The sequence below is a fragment of the Paenarthrobacter sp. NPDC056912 genome (genome assembly GCF_042786555.1).
GTDB lineage: Bacteria > Actinomycetota > Actinomycetes > Actinomycetales > Micrococcaceae > Arthrobacter.
The window spans coordinates 74,993-97,688 of record NZ_JBHUCD010000013.1 but is presented as its reverse complement, the minus strand read 5'-3'; the positions used below and the strand labels follow the sequence as shown (position 1 = coordinate 97,688).

General features: G+C 64.1%; 15 protein-coding genes. 6 read left to right on the top strand and 9 right to left on the bottom strand.

Annotation, left to right across the window (positions count from 1 at the left end):
- Positions 1 to 103: 103 nt before the first annotated feature.
- Together ACFRJ9_RS15115 and ACFRJ9_RS15110 are read left to right on the top strand one after the other, a co-directional pair.
- Positions 104 to 2,194 (top strand): DUF6807 family protein, encoded by a 2,091-nt coding sequence (locus ACFRJ9_RS15115; protein ID WP_377669445.1) that lies wholly within the window; start codon positions 104 to 106, stop codon positions 2,192 to 2,194.
- Entirely contained in the window at positions 2,191 to 5,361 is a 3,171-nt protein-coding gene (locus ACFRJ9_RS15110; RefSeq protein WP_377669443.1) for a family 78 glycoside hydrolase catalytic domain, read from the top strand. Before ACFRJ9_RS15115 ends, ACFRJ9_RS15110 begins: the two co-directional genes overlap by 4 nt.
- A 63-nt stretch (positions 5,362 to 5,424) precedes the next feature.
- On the opposite strand, the gene ACFRJ9_RS15105 is transcribed toward ACFRJ9_RS15110, so the two are convergent.
- The 6 genes from ACFRJ9_RS15105 to ACFRJ9_RS15080 form a co-directional block, all read right to left on the bottom strand.
- Positions 5,425 to 6,717: an ABC transporter substrate-binding protein gene (locus ACFRJ9_RS15105; protein WP_377669441.1), complete on the bottom strand. Its 1,293-nt coding sequence runs from the start codon at positions 6,715 to 6,717 to the stop codon at positions 5,425 to 5,427.
- A 122-nt stretch (positions 6,718 to 6,839) separates the two neighbouring features.
- Entirely contained in the window at positions 6,840 to 8,165 is a 1,326-nt protein-coding gene (locus tag ACFRJ9_RS15100; RefSeq protein ID WP_377669439.1) for an MFS transporter, read from the bottom strand.
- A 38-nt stretch (positions 8,166 to 8,203) separates the two neighbouring features.
- Positions 8,204 to 8,878 carry a Poxvirus protein I5 gene (locus tag ACFRJ9_RS15095; RefSeq protein WP_377669437.1) on the bottom strand — a complete coding sequence of 225 codons (675 nt, stop codon included), beginning with the start codon at positions 8,876 to 8,878 and terminating at the stop codon, positions 8,204 to 8,206.
- A gap of 25 nt (positions 8,879 to 8,903) precedes the next feature.
- Complete coding sequence (locus tag ACFRJ9_RS15090; protein ID WP_377669435.1) at positions 8,904 to 9,821, bottom strand: carbohydrate ABC transporter permease; 918 nt, start codon at positions 9,819 to 9,821, stop codon at positions 8,904 to 8,906.
- A complete protein-coding gene (locus ACFRJ9_RS15085) occupies positions 9,818 to 10,771 on the bottom strand; it encodes a carbohydrate ABC transporter permease (RefSeq protein ID WP_377669433.1) in 954 nt (317 codons plus the stop codon). Before ACFRJ9_RS15085 ends, ACFRJ9_RS15090 begins: the two co-directional genes overlap by 4 nt.
- 29 nt (positions 10,772 to 10,800) lie before the next feature.
- The gene (locus tag ACFRJ9_RS15080) at positions 10,801 to 12,087 is read right to left on the bottom strand and encodes an ABC transporter substrate-binding protein (RefSeq protein ID WP_377669430.1); all 1,287 of its coding nucleotides are present in this window, start codon (positions 12,085 to 12,087) and stop codon (positions 10,801 to 10,803) included.
- 206 nt (positions 12,088 to 12,293) lie between these two features.
- Here ACFRJ9_RS15080 and ACFRJ9_RS15075 point away from each other — a divergent pair, with 206 nt between their 5' ends.
- The gene (locus ACFRJ9_RS15075; RefSeq protein ID WP_377669427.1) at positions 12,294 to 14,324 is read left to right on the top strand and encodes a beta-galactosidase; all 2,031 of its coding nucleotides are present in this window, start codon (positions 12,294 to 12,296) and stop codon (positions 14,322 to 14,324) included.
- Between the two features lie 73 nt (positions 14,325 to 14,397).
- Here ACFRJ9_RS15075 and ACFRJ9_RS15070 read toward each other — a convergent pair whose 3' ends face one another.
- The 3 genes from ACFRJ9_RS15070 to ACFRJ9_RS15060 all read right to left on the bottom strand — a co-directional run bounded on the left by ACFRJ9_RS15070 (position 14,398) and on the right by ACFRJ9_RS15060 (position 17,839).
- Positions 14,398 to 15,771: an ABC transporter substrate-binding protein gene (locus tag ACFRJ9_RS15070; RefSeq protein WP_377669425.1), complete on the bottom strand. Its 1,374-nt coding sequence runs from the start codon at positions 15,769 to 15,771 to the stop codon at positions 14,398 to 14,400.
- Between the two features lie 198 nt (positions 15,772 to 15,969).
- Positions 15,970 to 16,902 (bottom strand): carbohydrate ABC transporter permease, encoded by a 933-nt coding sequence (locus tag ACFRJ9_RS15065; protein ID WP_377669422.1) that lies wholly within the window; start codon positions 16,900 to 16,902, stop codon positions 15,970 to 15,972.
- On the bottom strand, positions 16,895 to 17,839 hold the full coding sequence (locus ACFRJ9_RS15060) for a carbohydrate ABC transporter permease (protein WP_377669420.1): 945 nt from the start codon (positions 17,837 to 17,839) through the stop codon (positions 16,895 to 16,897). The genes ACFRJ9_RS15065 and ACFRJ9_RS15060 overlap by 8 nt, the downstream gene beginning before the upstream one ends.
- Before the next feature lie 222 nt (positions 17,840 to 18,061).
- Between ACFRJ9_RS15060 and ACFRJ9_RS15055 the strand changes: the two genes are divergently transcribed.
- Genes ACFRJ9_RS15055 through ACFRJ9_RS15045 form a run of 3 tightly spaced genes read left to right on the top strand, consistent with a single transcriptional unit; the run spans position 18,062 to position 22,637 of the window.
- A complete protein-coding gene (locus tag ACFRJ9_RS15055; RefSeq protein WP_377669418.1) occupies positions 18,062 to 19,450 on the top strand; it encodes an acetylesterase in 1,389 nt (462 codons plus the stop codon).
- A complete protein-coding gene (locus ACFRJ9_RS15050) occupies positions 19,447 to 21,516 on the top strand; it encodes a DUF6807 family protein (protein WP_377669416.1) in 2,070 nt (689 codons plus the stop codon). Before ACFRJ9_RS15055 ends, ACFRJ9_RS15050 begins: the two co-directional genes overlap by 4 nt.
- The gene (locus tag ACFRJ9_RS15045) at positions 21,513 to 22,637 is read left to right on the top strand and encodes a M24 family metallopeptidase (RefSeq protein ID WP_377669413.1); all 1,125 of its coding nucleotides are present in this window, start codon (positions 21,513 to 21,515) and stop codon (positions 22,635 to 22,637) included. Before ACFRJ9_RS15050 ends, ACFRJ9_RS15045 begins: the two co-directional genes overlap by 4 nt.
- Positions 22,638 to 22,696 lie beyond the last annotated feature (59 nt).

Genomic DNA, 22,696 nt, shown 5'->3' with positions numbered 1-22,696 from the left:
GAAAGCGCTTGCTGGGGTATAGCCTGTATCCGCCGGACACCTACATGAATACACCTGACGACGGCGTCGCCCGCCTTCGTTGCCGCGCCTGCAGAGGAGAGCCATGGACACCCCTTCCACAGAGTCCACCGTCATTCCGTCCACCTTCGCCGCTGATCCGGCCGCAGGCACCGCTCCCGCAAACAGCACCGCTTCCGCGAGCAGCACAGCCCCGGCGCGGATAGCCCTTGTGGGAGTCCACGGATTCGGAGCGCACCACCTCCACAACCTTGAACGGCTCAGCGGCCAAGGCGCCATAGAGCTGGTTGCCGTGGCGGACCCCAATCCTCCTGCCGCGGGAACCTTGCCCCAAGGCACGGCGGTCCATGCCGATCTGGATGCACTCCTGGCCGGCAACCACCGCCCGGACGTCATCATCGTGGCCACCCCTATCCAGACCCACGCACCGTTGGCATTGTCCGTACTGGCGTCCTCGGCCGATCTCTACTTGGAGAAGCCCCCGGTGGCCTCAATGAACGACTTCCTCCAACTCCAGGACGCGGCCTCCGCTGCAGGCCGCAGCGTGCAGATTGGATTCCAAAGCCTGGGATCCCATGCACTCATCGCCCTGGAGAAGCTGGCCGGCGGGGAGTCCACGGACGAGTTGCCGGGCATCGGCCGGCTCAAAGGCATTTCCGCCACCGGCAGATGGGTCCGCGACCGCGCCTACTACAAGCGGTCACGGTGGGCAGGGAAACGCAGCCTGGATGGCGTCGATGTGGTTGACGGCGTTGCAACGAACCCGTTGGCACACGCGATAGCCACTGCGCTCCGCATCGCCGGTGCCCGCAAAGCCGAAGACCTCATTTCCGTGGAGACAGACCTCTACCGTGCCAACGACATCGAGGCCGATGACACGTCGGTGATCCGCCTGCGAACGGTCAGCGGGCTGCCCATCACGTGTGCCCTCACGCTGTGTGCCACCGAATCCGTTGAACCCTATGTCACGCTCCACGGCACGGAGGGAACGGCCGTGTTCCACTACACGCAGGATCTCGTCACGGTACACACCGACGCCGGGGAAAAGACCCACGTATTCGGTCGTGATGACCTCACGGAAAACCTGCTCCACCACCTTTCCCAGGGCACGCCGCTGCTAAGCCCGCTCGATCACAGCGGCGCGTTCATGCGCGTCCTGGAAGCCATCCGGACCGCTGTTGCACCGACGCTCATCCCCACCGAAAATGTGGACTGGGTGGGAACGGGCGAGCAAGCACATGCGGTGATTCCCCACATCGAGGACATTCTGGACCGCGCCACCCGGGCCCACGCTACCTTTTCCGAGTTGGGACTTCCGTGGGCACGGCCTGCCACTCATGGCGTTGAGCCGCTTTTCTCCCTTGCTCCGGAAAACGGCTCCCCCGTTGTGGTCCTTCGCAGCGGAAGCACGTTGGAGGCCGGGCTGTCACCCCGCCCGTACCTGCACCCGGTGTCCACCTTGGCCGGCACCCAGGTGACGGACCACCTGCCGTCGGACCACGTGTGGCACCTCGGCGCTGGGGTCGCCCTGCAGGACGTGAACGGCAGCAATTTATGGGGTGGCCGCAGCTACCGGCGCACGGCAGGCAAGTACGTCGATGTGCAGGACCATGGCCGGATTGAAACGGCAGACATCGCCCGGGAAGAAGACCACACTGTCCTTGAGCTTGACTGGCTCGGCTCCGACGGTGCGCTGCTCCTGCAAGAACGCCGTTCCTACCGCCGCATCCTCCTTGACCCGCGGACGTGGCGGCTCGACATCCAGACGGAACTCACCGCCGTCGTGGATGTTTCGCTGGGCAGTCCTGGTTCCCATGGTGCGGCGGGCAGCGGCTACGGCGGCTTCTTTTGGAGGCTGCCTGTCAACGGCACGCCCCGTGTCTTCTCCTCAACAGCCGAGGGCGAGCCTTCGGTGCACGGCTCGGTGGCGCCGTGGCTGGCGTGGACTGGAGAGTTCGACGGCGGCCCGGCCACTTTGGTGTTCGCCGCTCCTGCCGAGTCGCCGGACCCGTGGTTCGTCCGGTCGGGTCAATACCCCGCCGTCGGGTCCGCCCTCGCATGGGACGTAGCCGTCAATCTGGGGGCGGGCGCCTCCCTCACCCGCACGAACACCGTCTGGATCAGCGACGGAACCCTTGATGTTGTGGACATCGAGGCGCTGGCGGCCAGGCGGTGAACCATACTCGCGAACCGCAAGAACTGACCGCCACGGGCTTGACCGTCCAGGGCCTGGCGCATTGCCTGACCGCTCCTGCCACACCGGTTTTCCGCTGGCTGTTGAAAAGCGCTCCTGCTGCCACCGCGGGCCAATCATTCCAAAGTGCTTACCGCGTCAGGGTGCTGGACTTGTCCGGAAGTGTCGTATGGGACTCGGGTGTAGTCGTCACGGATCAGCAGCATCACCTTTCCTCCACAGGGCCGGAGCTTGCACCGGATACCGACTACCAGTGGACCGTGCAGCTCACGGATGCTGCGGGAGTGACGGGCGAGCCGAGCATTCCGGGTTTGTTCAGCACAGGGCTGGCGGAGGATCCGGCCGCGGCCGGAGGCTGGTCCGCCGAGTGGATCCACAGGATCCCGGGCGGCCGTGCGCCGTTGGAGTTGGTGGAGGGCTTCCTCCGGGTTAGCGGTTCGCCGTATCTTCCATGGCCGGTTTCCCCGGGCGGCAACGTCAAGGTCGCTGCCCGTTTTCGGCTGCGCCTTGGCACAGTCGGGATCCTCCTGCGCACTTCCGGACCCGGGACCGGCTTGCTGCTGGAGATCAAGCCCAACCACGCGGCCATCCTCCGGCCCGCGCCGGCATGGGAGATCGGCTCCATGTCGGCACCGTCCACCGAAGCCTTCGCTGAGACACCGGCGTTCCAGACGTCAGTTGGTTCGCGGGCCGGGACGCTGCCGGAAGGTGGTTGGCAGGACCTGGTGCTGACGGACGACCGCGAGCGCATTACCGTTTTTGTGGACGGTATCCCGGTTCTGGACGCCAGCGTCCCGTGGACCAGCAGCACCGGCAGCGCCACAGGCTCGGGCATCGCGTTCCATCAGGGTCCCCGCAGCCAGGCGGAGTACCTGTCGGTTGCGGTATCCAGCGACGAGAATCCCCTCCTGGCTGCGGACTTCACAGCACCGGACGCCCTCGAAGCCTGGACCACCACAACGCCCCTGCGGCAACCTGACGAGTGGACGCTCGCCAAGAGCGACATCACGCTTTCAGGCACGGTTGTCCGCGCACGCCTTTACGCAGCCGCCAGCCACCACGCCCGCCTCTCGATCAACGGGAGTGTGTGCCTGGAGACCACCAGTTTCGGCTACCGTGGGGAGCACTTCTACAACGCCGCCGACGTCACCGCCGCGCTGCAGTCCAGCGGCGCCAACGCAACCTTGTCGGCCGTCGCGCACTGGTACGGGCCCGGTCAGGGCCGGGCGGCCGGCCGCCCAGGGCTCCTTGCGCAGCTGACGGTGGAGTACGACGACGGCACGCGGGACGTGTTCGGGTCCGGACCTTCGTGGCTGCTCGCCGAAGGCCCTTACCGCCAGGCAGGCTACCGCAACGATGAAGGCGACCCGATCGAGCACTTGGACGCCACGGCCGGGCCGGAAAACTGGCACCCTGCCCGCTCGCTGGGTGCCCACCCGGTGCCGGACTTCCCGGTACTGAGCGCCAACTTCGCGAGCGTCGAACGGCACTACACCCCCGCCGTCGAACTCCTCACCGCCGACGACGGCACCCCGGTGGCGGACTTCGGCAGGGTCATTCCCGGGCGTCCGGTGGTGGAGTTCCTTCGCGGTGAGCGTGGGCGGACCGTGAGGCTGCGGGCTGGCTACACCCTGAGAACCGATGGCCGGGTGGACGCTGGAAAGACCCCTAGCCAGAACACGGATATGACCTTCCCCTACAGCCAGGCCGATGGTCCACAGCGCTACGAGGCTGCTGTGCATTTGGGTTTCCGGTACTTGGAACTTCCCGGTGTGGCGCCTGCCGAGTTGGGCCATGTGGGCGCTGTGGTCATCAATGCTGAGCATCCCGGGGAAGGCAGCTTCCGCAGTTCGGATCCCATGCTGAACCGTGTCTTCACCCTCTTGCGCGACTCGGCGTTGTTCGGTGTGCAGGAGCAGTTCGTGGATACTCCCACCCGGGAGAAGGGCCAGTTCCTGGGCGATGCCGTGAATATCTCGTACGCAACCATGGCGTTGTTCGGCGAGAGGCAGTTCACCGCCAAGGCTCTGCGGGAGTTCGCCGGATCGGCGCTGAGGTACTGGCGATCGCCGGAAGAGCGTGGCCGCTACAACGCGGTGTATCCCAACGGCGACGGCAAGCGCGACATCCCGGATTTCTCCCTCATGATGCCCGAGTGGGTCGAGGACTACCACCGGCTCAGCGGGGATGACGTTCTCCTTGCCGAGCTCCTCCCCCGGCTTCAGGAGACGGCCGAGTACGTGCTCCGGCATATCCCGGATGACGGCCCCACCGCCGGTCTCGTCACTGACCTCGGTGGAGGCGCGGGTCCTTACCTGCACGGAATCGTGGACTGGCCGGCGCCGGGCCGTTTCGGCTACGACATGGACTGCGCGGCGCGCACCACGGTCAATGCCCAGTCCTGGTCAGTGCTCGACGCCGTTGGACGGCTTTGCGGGGAAGCAGGACTTGGGCGGGAGGCGGCGCGGTACGCAGCAGCGGCGGCTTCCCTCGCCGGGCAGATCGATGCCCGGCTCCGGGTGGACGGCGTCATGGTGGACGGCCTCCATGCTGACGGACGGCCCAGCCTCAACGCCTCCCAGCATGCGACGTCCTTCCCGTTGTCGTTCGGCATCACTCCTGCTGAGCACGCGGCCAAGGACGCCGAACGGATTGCCGGGATGGGAATGCGCCAAGGACCCATGACTGTGCATCGTCTGTTCCGTGCGCTGTTGTCCCAAGGACGAGTGGACGATGTCCTCAGTCTCCTCACGGACCCAAGCCAACCCGGGTGGGCCCGCCAGCTCGACGCCGGGGCCTCCTTCACGTGGGAAGCCTGGGAGCTGGATGAGGGCACGGACTACAGCCAGTCGCACGCTTGGTCAGCTTCAGTGGTCCGGGAGATCCTGGAGCACCTCCTCGGTGTCCGCGTGACCGCGCCCGGAGCGGCCGCCGTCGTAATTCAACCGCCGGTGTGCCGGCTGGAACATGCGGAGGGCAGTGTGCCCACGCAACGCGGAGTCGTCTCCGTGGCGTGGCACAGGACTCCGGCCGGCATGGAGTTGGAGTGCACGGTTCCTGCCGGAGTCGCAGCCAAGGTGGTGCTCCCGGACCGGACTATCGACGTGGCTCCCGGTTCATGGAAGTTCGTTCCGCGAGATGACACTTAATGCCAATGTTTCACGGTAACACTGGCATTAAATGTCATCTCGGCGGGGGCTAGCGCGGGAGGGCTAGCTCAGCGCGCTCTTGGCCTCGTCGATCGCCTTCTTGGCGGCGTCGGCGGGTGACATGCGGTTGAAGTGGACTTCCATCGCGTAGCGTCCGAATGCTTCAACGGCCGAGCTCGAACCTGCCGGCGGAACAGGCACGGCATCGCCAAGCTCTGAGGAGATTTCGTCGATGAACTTGGCCGTTGCCGCGTCTTCGGGCGTCAGCTTGGGAAGCACTGCCGCCCTGACCTCGGAGTTGCCCGGGATCCCCCTGTCTGCCAGCGCAATTTCGCCTGCTTCAACACTGTTGGAGAGGAAATCGATGAACTTTTGGACCTCGGCCGGGTGCTTGGTCCGGGAACTGGCTGACCAGAACTGGGATGACTTATAGAACTGCTCCGCGCCAGCGGCGGTGCCGTCGGTGCTCGGCGGACGGTGGATTTCCAAGGCCTGGCCCGAGGCCTTGCTGAGCGCTCCCAATTGGTTTGACCAGTACCAGGCCAAAACGAACCTGTTGGTGGCAAGGCCCTGCTGATCCACGGAGGCCGTGACGTCTTCGGTCATGACGGAAGCCGGGGGCACTGCCTTCGAATCGCGAAGCTCTGCCTGGTATTCGTACCACCCTTTGAGGTCTCCCTCGTCAAAGCCGAGTTTGCCGTCAGGGGTGAACAGTGATTTGCCGTGCTGCCGGAACCAGAGGTTCATGGGTGCATCGCCACTGACGGCGCCGGAGCCGTACACGCCGCTCTTGCTCTTCTCCGTTATGGCGGCTGCGGTCTTGTTGTAGTCGTCCCAGGTCCATGATTTGTCGTCCGGGAGGGCGACTCCGCTGGCGGCAACCAGCGCGGGGTTGGACAGCACCACCTGGGCATTGACGCCTGCGGTGATGGCGTACTGCTTTCCCTCCACCTTTCCGGCATCGGCAACCGCTTGGTCGAACTTGGCCAGATCCACGTCTTTCAGCTCAAGCAGTGCGCCGCGGTCGGCATACTCTCCGAGGTAGGCGGCGTCCATCTGGATGATATCCGGGGCGTCCTGCGATGCAACCTGGGTGGCGAGCTTGTCCCAATAGCCTGACCAATCGCCGTATTCGCCTTCAATTTTGATGTTCGGGTTCTTTGCCTCAAAGGCATCGATGAGTTTCTGGGTCATCTTGTGCCGGACATCCGAACCCCACCAGCTGAAGCGAAGGGTAACCGTTCCGTCCGAGGATGCTTGCTGTGAACCACCGCTGCACCCTGTCATGGTGATAGCTACTGCGACCGCTGCTGCGGCGACTTTAGCGCCTAGGTTTTTCCGTGCTCGAATAGACATCAAACGTCCTTATCTGAGTCGTGCGCCACCGGGGAGAAAACGCTTTCTCAGCCTAGGTGTGCGCTGCGTCACCCGTCAAGGGACTTTTTGTTTGATTGAGCTATCACTTATAACAAAAGCGCTCAATTACTCCCAAGCGACCGGCTCCTCTGCCTCTTGGAGTATGTCCACAACAGAACTCCAATCACAGCCGCCGATGCCATGCCCAGCGCCCCTGTGACCACCAGGCCCGTCCGCACGCCGAACTCTTCCGTGAGCCAACCCGCGAGAAGGCCGCCCAGCGCATGTCCGCCCAGGAGCAGCGGGAAGTAGAGGGCCAGGACCCGTCCGCGCACACTTGCTCCGGCCTCCAGTTGGACGGTGGTGGCGGCACTCGTCAGGAACAGGAGGGTCATGAAGCCGACCACCACCAGCATCGCCACGAACCATTCCTGGGTGGGCATGAGCGCAGCCACCAGCTGGGAAAGCCCGAAGAGGCCGGCGCTGGCAACGATCCCCTTGCGTCCGAAGCGTTTGATCCTGGTAGCCAGCAGTGCGCCCGCCAACGCGCCCACGGCGCTGACGGTGTTGAACAGGCCGAATCCCGCAGGTCCGCTGTGCCACACCCGGTCAGCGAAGGCTGCGAGGACCACGGGTCCGTTCATGCCGAACGCTCCCAACAGGCCAGCCAGCAACATGGTCAGCAGCAGCGGAGGACGGGCGCGGACAAAACGGAATCCCGCCAGGATCTTGCCCCGGCGCGCAGCGGGACCGAGGTCATTCGGGGCATGATGAAGCTCGTTTGGCCTGATGGATACGATCATCACCAGCACCGCCACGCCAAGGCCCGCGTTGGCCGCAAACGCTGCGGCAGGACCGGCCTGCGCAATCACCACGCCGGCGAGGGCGGGGCCGGCCATGGCCCCGAGCTGGCCCACCGCACTGTTCAGCCCGATGGCTGCGGGCAGGCCGGCATCACCAACAACCTCGTTGACAAAGACCTGCCGCGCAGGGCCGTCGATGGCGCTGGTGATACCCAGGGCAATGCAGGAAGCGTAGACCACCCAGACATCTGTGCCGCCCATCGCATTCCACACTGCAAGGCCTGCAGCCAGCAGTGCGGCCACGGACTGACAGATGAGGAGAATGCGGCGCTTGGGAAACACGTCAACCAACACGCCGCTGATGGGACCCACTACCAGCATCGGCAGGAACTGGAGCGCAACAGCGACGCCCACGGCCGCAGGGCTGCCTGTGAGCTGAAGAACCAGCCAGTCCTGGGCCAGCCGTTGCATCCATACACCGCCGCTCCCAACGAGCGAGAGGGCCACGAAGATTCGGTAGTTATGGTGGCGAAGCGGGTAGTGCCAGGTCTCCGTGGAGCGGTCCCGCGGAGCGGAAGACGACTTTGGGGACTGGTCAGAAGGGCGCTGGTCAGAAGGGCGCTGTGGGAACGGGCGCGGCGACACGGGGGTGGACTGCTCGATTCAGGGGTTGAGGGTAAGTGCTAGTTTTGGGCCCTGTTGGCGGCCCTGTTGGCGGCCCTGAGCTTGACGGCCGCAGCGGCCAGGACCAACGTGCCGGGAACAATGACGAACAGCGCCTGAAGCATCCAGACGAACACAACTGTCATGAAAACGGCCGCCAGCAGCAGCAGCGAACCGCTCCAGTCACGCAGCGAGTCGGCCTTGGCGCTGGCGTACGCCGCAGCCCAGCGTTGAGGGCCCGGAACTTCGGAATGTTCCGGGCCGGCGTCGCCGTTCCACGTCACTCCGCCGCTCCAGCCTGCCGCGATCCGCAGCAGCAGCACCGCTCCGGCCGCGGCCAGAACCAAGGTGGCCGGAAGGATGGCCGCCCGGCCCGGCAGCTGACCCACCAGTGCGAGCAGGAGGTTAAGGACCATCACGACGGCGGCTACCGCCGTCGTGATTCCAATCCTCCAACTGCCCGGCAGGGCGCGTCGGAAATTCCCCCACAGGCTTCGGAGGGAATCGTCCCTTCCGCTGAGGTGCCGTTCCAGGTGGGCGACGCCGGCAGCATAGGCAGCCGGCGCCGTCACTAACGGGATGGACAGGAGGAGCACGATGACTCCCGCCAGGATGGTCTCGGAGAAGAGGGCAAAGCGGTTGACCGGAATCCCGGGCTTCGGCGACGACTTGCCTGTGGCATCCATAGTGCTCATTTTTCAGTGTTCTCTTCCGTGTCCGTCAGCCCTTGAGGCCCTGGGTCGAAACGCCTTCGACGATGTATCGCTGGAAGACCAGGAAGAACACCAGTACGGGCAGGAGTGCCAGGACGGACATGGCGATCATGGCTCCGTAGTCCGAACTCTGGGTCTGGTCCACGAAGAGGCGCAGTGCCAGTGGCAGCGGGTACTTTTCGGGGGTGTTCAGGTAGAGCAGCGGACCCAGGAAGTCGTTCCAGCTCCAGATGAAGGAGAAGATCGAGGTGGAGATCAGGGCCGGCTTCATCAACGGGAGCATGATGGACCCGAAAATCCGCACGTGCCCGGCACCGTCGATGCGGGCGGCCTCGTCCAATTCTGCGGGGAGGTTCCGCATGAACTGAACCATCAGGAACACGAAGAACGCATCGGCGGCCAGGAATTTGCCGATCAGCAACGGCACGTACGTGTCTACCAGGCCCAACTGCTGGAACACGATGTACTGCGGGATGATCACCACGTGGAAAGGCAGCAGCAAGGTAGCGATCATCATGCCGAAGAACAGTCCCCTGCCGGGGAAGTTGATCCTTGCGAAAGCGTAGGCCGAAACACTCGCTGAGAGGATGGTGCCCACCACGGCTCCGACTGCCAGGATCAGGGAGTTGGTGAAGAACGTCAGCGTGGACACCCCGCCGATTCCATCCATGGCAGTGGCGAAGTTATCAAAGCTGAAGTTGTCCGACCACAGCGCTGTGTTGGATCCGCCGATCTCGGAGTTTGGTTTGAAGGACGAGGCAATCATCCAAACGGCCGGGTAAAGGACCATCGCCACGAGGGCCAGGGCCACGATGTGGAAGATGGTGCTCTTGATGCGCTTGGACAAGCCGGACTCGGACTTCGGGTTGTAGGCCGGGGCCGGAGTGGCAGGAGTGGACTGTGTGGGGGTTGCCGTAGTTGTCATTTCGCATCACCGCTGTAGTGGACCCAGGATTTGGAGGTCTTGAAGAAAATCAGCGTGATGATGCCGACCACCACCACCAGGAGCCAGGCCATCGCCGAGGCGTAACCCATCCGGAAGTCGCTGAAGCCACGCAGGTAGAGGTAGAGCGTGTAGAAGAGGGTGGACCCGGCCGGGCCGCCTTCACCGTTGGAGATGATGTAGGCCGAGGCGAAGATCTGGAACGCGTGGATGGTTTCCATCAGCAGGTTGAAGAAAATCACCGGCGAAAGCATCGGCCACGTGATGTTGAAGAATTTACGGACCGGACCGGCGCCATCCATGGAGGCCGCTTCATAAAGGTCCGCCGGGATCTGCTTGAGGCCGGCCAGGAAGATGACCATCGGGGCACCGAACTGCCAGACGGTCAGCAGGATCATCATGCCCATGGTCATGGACGGGTTGCCCACCCAGCCGCCAAGGTTGATGCCGAAGAAGGACAGGCCCTGGTCAACGGGACCGGAGTCGCTGAACATGGCCTTCCAGACGATGGCGATGGACACGGACGCTCCGATCAGGGACGGAGCGTAGAACGCTGAGCGGTAGAAGCCCTGGCCCTTTCGCTTGCTGTTGAGCAGCATCGCGATCGCCAATGCGGCCGCAAGCTTCAGCGGGGTTCCGAAGACCACGTAGTTCAGGGTCACGCCCACGGACTGCAGGAAGCGTTCATCCTGGAAAAGCGTTGTGTAGTTATCCAGGCCGATCCACTTCGGCGCTTCGAAGAGGTTGTAGTTGGTGAAGGACAGGTACAGCGAGGAAATCATCGGGCCCACGGTCAGGGCGATGAATCCCAGCAACCAGGGCAGCAGGAAGGTGTAGCCGGCGCGGGTGTCCGCCCCTCGCCGGCGCGACTTGCGCGGCTGCGAGGGAGCGGACGTCTGGGAACGCCTGCTCAGGGATGGTATTTGAGTCACGAGTTCATCCGTCAGTTGTGAAGCCTGGATCAGGCGTTCTGCTTGATAAGGTCTTCGGCTTCCTTGAACCACGCATCTGCGGCGCCGTCGATGGTGAGCTTGCCGTAGTTGAGCTCGGAGCTGATCCGTTTGAAGGACGATTCAAGCGTGCCGAAACCGACGATAGGCGGCTCGGGAGCGTCCTTGAGGTACTTCTCAATGGACTTCTCGTAATCCACCACCAGCTTGTCCGTACCCTCGAACGTGGTGCCGTCGCGCTGGGTCTTCGAGGCCGGGACGCCGCGGGAAGTCTTGAAGATCTGGCCGACCTCGGGATCGTTGACCATGAAATCAATGAACCGTGCGGCAGCATCCTTGTACTTGGTCTTGGCGCTTGCCACCATCAGCATGGAAGGCTTCAGGAAGAGGCCCAGGTTGTCGGGATCGTCGGAGGGAACCGGTACGAGCTTGAGTTCCTTGGCGCCGCTGTCCGCGAGGTAGCCGGCCATGAAGTTGTCCCACGTGACCTCGGTTGCCGTGACGTTGGAGCCGAACGGGGACTTGGGCAGCAGCTGGGTGGTCTTGTCCTCGCCAACGATTGCGCCTGTTCCGCGCAGATCCGCGCTGAGGTTCCACCACTTCTTGAGGTCATCCTTCGAGAAACCGAGCTTGCCGTCATCGGTGAACGCCTGGATGTTGTTCTGACGCAGCCAGATGTTGAAGTTCCACCAGATACCGGTGTAGTCGGTGCCGCCGAAGAGGGTGCCGTTGCCCTTGGAGCCGACCTCCGCGAGGAAGGCGTTGAATTCCTTGTAGTTCCAGCTGCCGTCCGGCTCCGCAATGCCCAGGGAAGCGAGCTTGGCGGGGTCGTAGTAGACGGCGAAGGCGTTGGTGCTGGTGGGGATGCCGAACGTCTTGCCCTTGATCTGGCCCGAGGGAAGGAGGGATTTGTCGAAGGCGTCAGTGTTGATCTTCACGGTGCCAAGATCCAGGAGCTGGTTCCGCTGGCCGTAGTCCCGCAGGTAGGAAAGGTCCCACTGCATGACGTCCGGCAAGCCGCCGCCCGCGGCCTCGGTGGCGCGCTTCTGCCAGTACCCGGCGAAGTCGGTGAAGTTGCCGTTGACCTTGACGTCCGGGTTCTTGGACTCAAAGAGGGCGATTGCCTTGCGGGTACGTTCCGCGCGGTCATCGTTGCCCCACCAGGTGTAGTTGATGGTGACGGGGTTGTCCGCCGAACCGGTCTGCGCCGGCGACGAGGACTGTCCGCAGGCGGAGAGGAACGCGGCCGATGCCGTGCCCAGGGCCACGGTGGTGAGGAATTTCCTTCTATCGATCATGAGAGCCTCCTTGCTCAGTTGGTGCAAGCTTCCGGGATGTCTACAACGTGGCAGTGATCTCGCTTACACTCGTTCTGAATCGATACAATATCCCTATTCGGGAATCTGGGCAAGCGTTTTCCAAAGAACGCATTCTCCGGTTCACGAGGGCTGCACCTCAAGTACCAGCAGTTGCCATGTACGGCCACACCGACGAAGGAGTCTCCTTGACCTCCCCCGAAATCCCACGCATTCCGTCCGTCTGGAACAGCGTTGACGGCCTCGCTTATGGAGGCGACTACAACCCCGAACAGTGGCCGGAAGACATCCGGCTCGAAGATATCGAGCTCATGAAGGAAGCAGGCGTCAACCTGCTGAGTGTGGCCATCTTCTCCTGGGGCCTCCTGGAACCCACCGAGGGAAACTACGATTTCGGCTGGCTGGACGACGCCCTGGACAATCTCCACGGAGCCGGAATCAAGGTGGCGCTCGCTACGGCCACCGCATCGCCACCGGCTTGGCTGGCCCGCAAGTACCCCGAAATCCTGCCCGTCACGGCAGAAGGCACCCGGCTGGAACGGGGCTCGCGGCGGCACTACACGCCGTCGTCGTCCGTGTACCGCCGGTACGCCACCACCATGACGCGGGTCATCGCGGAACGGTACAAGAACCACCCCGCCTTGGCACTGTGGCATGTGGACAACGAACTTGGCTGCCACGTTGGCGAGTTCCACGGCGAAGAGGACGCCGCGGCTTTCCGCCGCTGGCTGGAAAACCGCTACGGCTCCATTGAGACACTCAACGAAGCCTGGGGTACGGCTTTCTGGTCCCAGCACTACGCGTCATTCGAGGAAATCATCCCGCCAGGCGCCGCGCCCACCACGCTCAACCCGGGACAGCAACTGGACTTTGCGCGGTTCAATTCCTGGGCCTTCATCGACTACTACCGCGAACTGCTGGCCGTGATCCGGGAGGTCACTCCCAACATTCCGGCCACAACCAACTTCATGGTTTCGAGCGCCACCAAAGCCCTGGACTACTTCCATTGGTCCAAGGACATGGACGTGATCGCCAACGACCACTACCTCGTGGCGGCCGATCCGGAACGGGAGATCGAGCTTGCCTTCAGCGCCGACCTCACCCGTGGCGTGGCGGGCGGCGAGCCGTGGATCCTCATGGAACACTCGACGTCGGCCGTCAACTGGCAGCCGCACAACCAGCCCAAGATGCCCGGCGAAATGCTCCGCAACTCGCTCACGTACGTGGCCCGCGGCGCCGATGCCGTCATGTTCTTCCAGTGGCGGCAAAGCAAGGCCGGCTCGGAGAAGTTCCACTCGGCCATGGTTCCTCACGGCGGCCGGGACACACAGGTGTGGCGCAACGTGGTGGAACTCGGCGAGGCCTTGTCCAAGCTCCGGCCGATCAAGGGCTCCCGGGTGGAATCGCGCGTTGCAATGGTGTTCGACTACGAGGCCTGGTGGGCTTCGGAACTGGACTCGCATCCGAGCCAGTCCCTGCAATACCTCGACGCGATGCGCGCCTTCCACCGCGCCCTGTACCTGCGTGGCGTGACCGCGGATTTCGTGCACCCTTCCGCCGATTTCTCAGGGTACGACCTCATCCTGGTCTGCACCCTCTACGCCGTGACCGACGCCGCGGCTGCCTCGATCGCGGCGGCCGCGGACGGTGGTGCCACAGTTTTGGTCAGCTACTTCAGCGGCATCGTTGACGAGCGGGACCACGTTCGCCTGGGCGGCTACCCCGGCGCCTTCCGTGAGCTCCTGGGGATCCGCAGCGAAGAATTCCACCCGCTCTTCCCGGGCGATTCGGTCACCCTCAGCGACGGAACCGTCGGGACCCTGTGGAGCGAGCACGTGCACGTGGCTGAGTCCGCGGGACAGGGGGCGGAGGTGCTGGCGACGTTCACCGACTACCCGCTCGACGGCGTCCCGGCCGTGACGCGTCGGCCCGTCGGTTCGGGTTCGGCCTGGTACCTCGCCACCCTTCCCGACTCCGACGGCATCGACGCGTTGACCGTCAGCCTACTGGAGGACGCGGGGGTGACGTCCGTGATTGAAGCTTCGGCCGGCGTCGAACTCACGCGTCGGCGCGCCGAGGACGGCAGCAGCTTTCTGTTCGCCATCAACCACGGCAAGGAGGACGTGACGGTTAAGTCCGACGGCGACGAACTGCTGAGCGGCGTCCGCTTCAGTGGCGTGGTTCGGGCCGGAGCTGTGGCCGTCATCGCGGAAGACTGACGCACACGCAAAAACCGCGCCCCGGGCGGATCACGAATGATTCGCCCGGGACGCGGTTTGTGGTACTTGGAACCTAGCTGATCGCGGACTTCATTTCGTCCACGGCTTTCTTGCCGGCTTCCTCAGTTGAGAGCCTGTTGAACAGGACTTCCGAGGTGTACCGCTTGACGATTTCCTGGATGGCTCCGGCACCCTTCGGGGGTGCTGCGGGGGCATCGCCAAGTTCTTCCTTGATCTGGGAAATGAAGTCGACAACCTTCACATCCGCCTTGGCGAGCTTCGGAGCGATGGCATCGCGGACGTCGGAGTTCGGGTAAACGCCGCGGTCTGCCAGGAGGGCTTCGCCGGCCTTGACGTTGTTGGTCAGGAAGTCGATGAACTTGGCGGTCTCTTCAGGGTGCTTGGTCCGCGCGGAGGCCGACCAGAACTGGGAAGCCTTGTACCAGAGCTTGGCGTCGGAAGCCTTGCCCGTCTTGGAGGGGAAACGGAGGATCTGCAGTTCGCCGCCCGCGGCCTTTTCAAGCGCCGGAAGCTGGTTGGACCACCAGAAGGCCAAGCCGTTCTTGCCTGTCGCCAGCCCGCTCTGGTCCAGCGGTGCGGCTTCGGCTTCAACAACCTCGGAAGCTGACGGAACTGCCTTCTTCTCGCTCAGTTCCTTCAGGAATGCCCACCACTGAGCAATGTCGGAGGGCTCGAAGCCGAGCTTGCCGTCCTCGGTATAGAGCGACTTGCCATTCTGGCGCAGCCAGACGCCCAGGGATGCCTCGTCGGTGCCGTAGGCAGCAGCGCCGTACGTTCCCTTGGGCGACTTTTCCGTGACCTCCGCGGAGATGCGTTCGAAGTCATCCCAAGTCCAGGTCTTGTCATCCGGGATAGCAACGCCGGCGGCCTTGAATACAGCCGGGTTGGCCAGGATCGTTGCCGCGTTGATACCGGCGGCGATGCCCGTCAGGCCCTTCTCGCCCTTACCGGCATCCAGCGCCGCTTCGTCAAGCTTGGACGTATCAATCTGATACTTCGACAGGTCCAGGAGGGCACCACGGGTGGAGTATTCGGTGATGTATTTCTCGTCCATCTGGATGATATCCGGGGCGTCGTTGGCAGCTACCTGGGTGGCCAGCTTGTCCCAGTACCCGCTCCAGTCGCCGTACTCTGCCTTGATCTTGATGTTGGGGTTTTCTGCTTCGAAAGCCGCGATGGCCGCCTGGGTCACCTGGGCACGCTTGTCGCCACCCCACCAGGAGAAGCGGAGCTCGACCTTGCCGTCGGCACTCTTCTGCTCTGCTCCCCCGCCACAAGCGCTGAGCGCCAGTACAGCTGCTGCCGTGGCCGCGATGATGGCCGTGGCGCGAAGCCTGCGAGTGGACCGCTTGGCCTTGGGTTCCGATGCGCGGGCCTCCGTGGCTCCTGCGAGGGCGACTGCTTTGCCCTTGGGAAATACCGGCACTGTTGTCTCCGATCTTCTTTGATCCTGATGCGAATGAGAAAACGTTTTCTCGGGTGGGTTTTATGCTACAAGTCACAATCTTGTATTACAAGATGCTGGCTTGTATTAGTTGTGCAAGGTGGCCGCCAAGAGGGGCCGGCGCGAACCGGCCCCTCTCAACTCAAGAAGCAGCCTCCCCATGGAGAGTGCGCCCAATGTCTACTTGATGCCGGTGGTTGCGATGCCTTTAATCAGGAACCTCTGGCCGAACAGGAAGACGAGGAACACGGGGAACAGCGACACGATGGACATCGCGAACAGCGAGCCCCAGCTGGTGGCCGACTGTGAGTCGACGAAGGCACGGAGGGCCACGGGGACCGTGAACATGTCCGGGTCCGTCAAGTAGATAAGCGCACCGAAGAAGTCGTTCCAGGTCCAGATGAACGTGAAGATCGTCGTGGTGGCCAAGGCCGGAACCATCAGTGGCAGGATGACGCGGAGGAAGATTCTGGGGTGGCCTGCACCGTCAATGCGTGCGGCCTCATCAAGTTCCTTCGGAATACCGCGGATGAACTGGACCATGAGGAAGACGAAGAACGCATCCGTGGCCAGGAGCTTGGGTACGATCAGCGGCCAGAACGTGTTCACCCAACCGATCTGTGAGAACAGGATGTACTGCGGCACGATCACCACGTGGAACGGCAGCATGATGGTCAGCAGCATGACGCCGAAGAACACTTTCTTGCCGCTGAACTGAAGGCGGGCGAAGGCGTAGGCAGCCATGGAGCAGGAGATCAGGTTGCCCACGATCGAACCAATGACCACAATCGCCGAGTTGATCATGTAATGCCCGAACGGATGGGTCAGCGCAGACCAACCGTCGGTGTAGTTGCTCATTTCCAGGTTGTTGAGCCAGAGGCCCGGTTCACGGAAGATGAGGTCGTTGGGCCGCAGGGAGGAAACCACCATCCACAGCAGCGGGTAGATCATGACGCCGCCTACGAGGATCAGGATGGCGTGCTTGACGAGCCCCTTGATGCGGGCGCTCCGACTGAAGGCCAACGATCCCCTGGATTCTCGGCGTCGCGGGCTCTTGGCAGGTTTGCCGGCCCGGGAGGATTCGGCTGCGGGGAGGGTCTGGAGTTTAGTCATCGTAGAACACCCAATACTTTGAAGCGATGAAGTTGATGGCAGTGAAGACACCGATGATGACCAGCAGGAACCAGGCCATCGCTGAGGCGTAACCCATGTCGAACTGGCCGAAGCCCTTTTGGTACAGGTACAACGTGAAGAACATGGTGGAGTCCGACGGGCCGCCGTTGCCACCGGAGACGATGAACGCCTGGGTGAACGACTGGAACGAACCGATGATCTGAAGCACCAGGTTGAAGAAGATGATGGGGCTCAGCATGGGGAGCGTGATCCGCCAGAACTTCTGCAGGGTGGTGGCGCCGTCAACTTCGGCTGCCTCGTAGTACATGTTGGGGATCTGGCGGAGACCGGCCAGGAAGATGATCATCGGGCTGCCGAAAGTCCAGACGTGCAACAGGATGATGGAGCCAAGGGCCGTGTTGGGGTCGGAAATCCACCCCGGTCCTTCAATGCCCACCATCGCCAGCACTTGGTTCACCAGACCGGTGGTGCCGAAGATCTGCTTCCAGAGGATGGCAACAGCAACGGAGCCGCCCAGGAGCGACGGCAAGTAGAAGATGGACCGGTAGAACGGCAGTCCGCGCAGTCCCTTGTCCAGGACCAAGGCAATCAGGAGGGCCACAGCCAACTGGAGGGGAACACCTACCAGCACATATGTGAAGGTGACGCGCAGGGAGTTGTGGAGGCGGGCATCGCCGAACATCCGGACGAAGTTATCCAGGCCCACCCACTCCGGAGGCTGCAGGAGGTTGTAGTCCGTGAAGGACAGGTACAACGACATCAGCATGGGTCCCACAGTGATGACTGCCAGGCCAATCAGCCACGGGAGGAGGAATACGTAGGCAGCCTTGTTGTCGCGGCCGTTCGCTTTCTTCTCTTCCTTGGTCATAGGGCCCTTGCGACGGGTCATCGTTGAGAGTTCGCCAATAGCGCTCATTGCTTCCCCCTCGCTGGCCCGCGAACGCCTTTCGGCGTCCCCGTGTGTGTAACAGCGGCCATGTGGTCTCCTTTGGTCATCGTGGCCATCCACGGAGTTCGAGTCTGGTTGGTGCATGCCGTCCGGGGACGCCGCCGGTGTTCAGGCGCTTCCCCGCGAAAAGCCAGGATTGGGGTCCCGGTGTTCAGCGGCTCCGTACCAAAGTAAACGTTTTCTTGACCCATGTACAGCCTTTTGCTAATTTTTGAGAAAGCGTTTTCTTACGGAGCCGCCTTTACCGATTTCCCCACGCTGAAGAAGCCCGGCGTGCGCTTCGGCACATCCTTCCGCATCGACAAGGCAGGACACTATTGTTTCCCACCGCCTCTGACTGCCATGACTGCGGCCGACATGGCAGATAGGCCCACCCGCCCCAGCGCAATCGGCCGTTACGAAGACTGGCCGGACTACGCCGTCCGCCATCGCTTCGTCGCGGCGTCTCCGGCCGCCAGGCAGCTTGCCGATACGCTCGGGGTGCCGGCAGTGGCGCCGGACCTCGAATACACCATTGACTCGGAAACAGAACACGACGGCGTCATCACCTCGCGACTGTCCTGGCAGCTTGGCTTCGGGCCACGGACCTCCGCCTGGTTCGTACGGCCACGTCACGCCACGGGCCCGCTCCCCGGGCTGCTCGCCCTGCACTGCCACGGCGGCATCAAGTCCCACGGCGCGGAACGGCTGGTGTCGCTCGCTCACGGCACTGACAAGCACGACGCCGATGCCTCCTGGGACGGCGGCCTCGGCCCCCTGCCACAAGGCCTGCGCGAAAAGCTCTACGGTGGCCGGCCCTTGGCCACCTGGCTGGCTCAACAAGGCTTCGCGGTCCTGGCGCATGACACCTTCATGTGGGGAAGCCGTCGCTTCGGCCTCGAACCACAGCCATGGCGGACCGCAAACGCCGTCAACGGCCAGCAGGCACTCTGGCGGGAAGCCGGCGTCGAGCCTTCCGCGGCCGACCAGTACAACGCGGCCGCAGCCGCCCACGAGGAAACCGTGGCGAAAGCGGCAACGTTGCTGGGCAGCAGTGTTGCCGGCGTTGCAGCGCACGACGACCTCGCAGCGCTGGGCATCCTGGCATCCCTGCCCGGGGTGGATGCGGAGCAACTCGGATGCCTCGGATTCTCCGGTGGCGGCGGCCGGGCGATGGTGCTCGCGGCCCTCAGTCCGCTGATCCGCAGTTATGTGGTCACGTGCATGATGACCACGTTCGCATCACTCCTGCCGTCATATCTGGATGCCCATTCATGGCTGCTGCACTCCCCCGGCCTCGCGGCGCTGGGAGACTGGCCGGACTTGGTCACACGGTCCAGTGCCAACGCCGTGCTGGTTCAATATGGCCTTGCGGACCACCTCTTTCCGGAACAGGGCATGCGCGACGCCGACGCCTACCTTTCGGAGCACTTGCCGTCCCAAGGACCCCACAGCCGCTACACCGGAAGCTTCTGGCAAGAACCCCACGCCTTCACCCCCGCCATGCAGGAAGAGGCGGCCGCATTCCTGGCCGCCACCCTGCGGGCTGCACCAGCCGACAGTTCTCCCGTTTCTGATCCCGCTAGGACAACCCCATGACTCAGCCCGCACCGGCCGCCGAAGCGGCCACCGGAACCAGCCCGGACGCTCCCGCCCGGTTGCCCCGCATCGCGTTGGTGGGCGTCCACGGATACGGGGAACGGCACCTCGAGAACCTTCACCGACTCCGATCCTCCGGCGCCCTTGAACTGGTTGCCGTGGCTGATCCGCAGCCCCCTGCCAACGGCGCCCTCGGCACTGGCGTGGATGTCTTCGCCTCCCTCGACGAGCTCCTGGCCGCAGGAACCGCACCGGATGTGGTCATCATTTCGACCCCCATCCAAACCCACGCGCCACTGGCACTCGCAGCCCTTGCCGCAGGAGCACACGTCTACCTGGAAAAGCCCCCTGTGGCCTCCATGGCCCAGTACCAGGACGTGCTGGAAGCCGCCGAACGCGCCGGGCGGCTGGTGCAGGTGGGATTCCAAAGCCTTGGTTCGCACGCGCTGGCTGCCATTGAGGACCTCGTGGCCCGCGGGACGATCGGCGAAGTACGGGGAATCAGCGCAACCGGGCTGTGGCTCCGAACCAAGGGCTACTTCACACGCTCCCGCTGGGCGGGGAAGCGGAGCCTGAACGGGACGGACGTGGTGGACGGCGTGGCGACAAATGCGTTGGCGCATGCCGTTGCCACCGGACTGCGAATCGCCGGCGCCCGCACCGTAGCGGATATCGACACCGTGGAGACCGATCTCTACCGCGCCAACGACACTGAAAGCGACGACACCTCCGTGGTGCGTGTGCGCACTGCCAGCGGCACCGTACTGACGTGCGCGCTGACCCTCTGCGCACCTGTGCAGTCCGCGCCGTCGGTCACCGTGTACGGAACGCTGGGGCAGCTCACCCTGTCCTACACGGAGGATCGGCTCGAGATCACCACGCCGAACGGAACGCGCAGCGAAGCGTTCGGCCGGACCGACCTCCTGGAAAACCTCATTTCCGCCCGCACCGAGCACGATCTCCTCAGCCCGCTCCGCAGCGCCGGTGCCTACATCACCGTTCTCGAGGCAATCCGGACTGCCGACGCACCGGAACCGATCAACCCGGATTTCGTCACCTGGCACGGCCAAGGCGACAACGCACACGCCGTTGTCCACGACATCGACTCCCTGATCCGCCGCGCTGCCCTGGGGCAAGCCACGTTCGCGGAGCTCGGAGCGCCCTGGACCAAGCCTGCGGAACTGCCCGGCTTCACGGTCAACGGGACGAGGGTCGCTTCCGTCCAGGACGGATCCCAAATCCGGCCCACGTCCTCGCCGCGGCCCTACCTCCATCCCGTCAGGACGCTGTCCGGCACCGTGGTTACCGACCACGTGCCCGAAGACCATGTATGGCATCTGGGAACCGGGGTTGCCATCCAAGACGTCGACGGGATCAACTTCTGGGGCGGCCGGACCTATACACGCGATGCCGGAGCGTACGTTTGGCGCGAGGACCACGGCCACATCGTCACCGAATCTGCCGAAGACCGGGACGGGCTAAGGCTCGAACAGCTGGCCTGGATAGGCCCCGACGGCACTGCGATACTCCGCGAGCAGCGCCAGTGGCGCTGGTCCGCCGTCGGGCATTCCGCCTGGAAACTGACGCTGGACTTCACGCTTGAGTCCGCTACCGGACAGCCGGTGCTGCTGGGCAGTCCCGGCTCCAACGGGCGGCCGCAAGGTGGTTACGGCGGCTTCTTCTGGCGCCTTCCGAAGGTTGGCGACGCCACTATCTGGACCCCTCACGCCCGCGGCGAGGACGCCGTCCACGGCGGCGTGGCGTCGTGGCTGGCGTGGTCGGGAACGTTCGACGCCGGAGCTTCCGGCGAAGGGCACGTCGCCGGCGATCCCGGGCTGGGCCACCCGGCGACGCTTGTTTTCCTTGCCTCACCGCGGGCCGCGGATCCGTGGTTCGTCCGGCACTCGGGCTACCCCGGCGTCGGGCTCTCCCTGGCGTGGGACGCTCCCGTCACCACCGAACCCGGGCTCCCAGTACAACGCTCAGTCACTGTGCTCATCGCAGACGGCTTCCTGGCCACACAAGACATAGAACAGCTCATCACTACTCTGGGGGAATCGGCATGACCACGCCTACTCAATCCACGCCCACGACCAATCCGGCATCGGGCAAATCCCGCACTGCACCCGGCAACGCCACCGATCGCGCAGTGAAGCGCCGCCGCGTGCTGGACATCCTCGATGCCGCCGGACGCGACTCGCTCCTGCTGACCTCCAACACCGCCCTCACTTGGTACCTGGACGGCAGCCGGGTGCACATCAGCCTGGCCGGCGATCCCATCGCGGCCCTCCTGGTGGACCGCAGTGGCGACCACCTGGTGACGTTCAACAACGAGGCCGGGAGGATCGCCGCCGAAGAATTGCCGGAAGGCGTCAGCTTGGACACCGTACCGTGGCACGGGCAATTGAATGCGGTGGCAGCCGGGCTGGCCGTCGATGGTGATCCCTTGGTGGAAGCTGCCGTCGCCACGGAGTTGCGTGCTGCCCGCCAGCAACTGCTGCCTGCCGAGTCAGCCCGCTACGCCGAGCTGTCCGCCGACGCAGCGGCCGCCATGACGGACGTGCTCAGCGGCGCGACGCCGGAGACCACGGAGTTCCAGCTGGTTTCAGAGCTGGCCGCGCGCATTGTGGCGGGTGGCGCCGAACCGCTGGTCCTGCTCTGCAACGGTGCTGGTCGAAGCGACTTCCGCCACCCGTTGGCCACCCACTCCCCCATCGGACGCCGCGCGATGGCCGTTGTGTGCGCCCGGCGGAACGGCTTGGTTGCCAACGTGACGCGCTGGGTAGCGTTCGACGCCGGCACTCCCCTGGAGTTGGACGCCGAGGCGCGCATTGCTGCCGTCGAGGCCGACATCTTCCGGGCAACGGTCCCCGGCGCCAAGCTCAACGACGTTTTCACCGACATTAAGGCGGCGTATGCCCGCCACGGGTTCGGCGACGACCAATGGACGCTCCACCACCAGGGTGGCCCGGCCGGCTACGCGGGCCGCGATCCCCGGGTCACCGCAGAGGTCACGGACACCATCGTCCTCAATCAGCCCTTCACCTGGAACCCTTCCGGGCCCGGTGTGAAGATCGAGGACACCGTACAGCTGACGGAGAGCGGCCTGCGCGTGCTGACCGTCGACGACCGTTGGCCGACCACCGACGTGGACGGCCGCCGTCGACCCCTGACCCTGCGCCCGTAGCTCCTGCGCCCAACACGAAAGGGGCGGGTCACCATCTCGGTGACCCGCCCCTTTCGCTT

What these genes read in the sequence shown, in the direction of transcription:
- ACFRJ9_RS15115 (WP_377669445.1), top strand. Translation starts at nt 104, where the DNA reads ATGGACACCCCTTCCACAGAGTCCACCGTCATTCCGTCCACCTTCGCC.
- ACFRJ9_RS15105 (WP_377669441.1), bottom strand. Translation starts at nt 6,717, where the DNA reads ATGTCTATTCGAGCACGGAAAAACCTAGGCGCTAAAGTCGCCGCAGCA.
- ACFRJ9_RS15095 (WP_377669437.1), bottom strand. Translation starts at nt 8,878, where the DNA reads ATGAGCACTATGGATGCCACAGGCAAGTCGTCGCCGAAGCCCGGGATT.
- ACFRJ9_RS15090 (WP_377669435.1), bottom strand. Translation starts at nt 9,821, where the DNA reads ATGACAACTACGGCAACCCCCACACAGTCCACTCCTGCCACTCCGGCC.
- ACFRJ9_RS15080 (WP_377669430.1), bottom strand. Translation starts at nt 12,087, where the DNA reads ATGATCGATAGAAGGAAATTCCTCACCACCGTGGCCCTGGGCACGGCA.
- ACFRJ9_RS15065 (WP_377669422.1), bottom strand. Translation starts at nt 16,902, where the DNA reads ATGACTAAACTCCAGACCCTCCCCGCAGCCGAATCCTCCCGGGCCGGC.
- ACFRJ9_RS15060 (WP_377669420.1), bottom strand. Translation starts at nt 17,839, where the DNA reads ATGAGCGCTATTGGCGAACTCTCAACGATGACCCGTCGCAAGGGCCCT.
- ACFRJ9_RS15055 (WP_377669418.1), top strand. Translation starts at nt 18,062, where the DNA reads ATGTACAGCCTTTTGCTAATTTTTGAGAAAGCGTTTTCTTACGGAGCC.
- ACFRJ9_RS15050 (WP_377669416.1), top strand. Translation starts at nt 19,447, where the DNA reads ATGACTCAGCCCGCACCGGCCGCCGAAGCGGCCACCGGAACCAGCCCG.
- ACFRJ9_RS15045 (WP_377669413.1), top strand. Translation starts at nt 21,513, where the DNA reads ATGACCACGCCTACTCAATCCACGCCCACGACCAATCCGGCATCGGGC.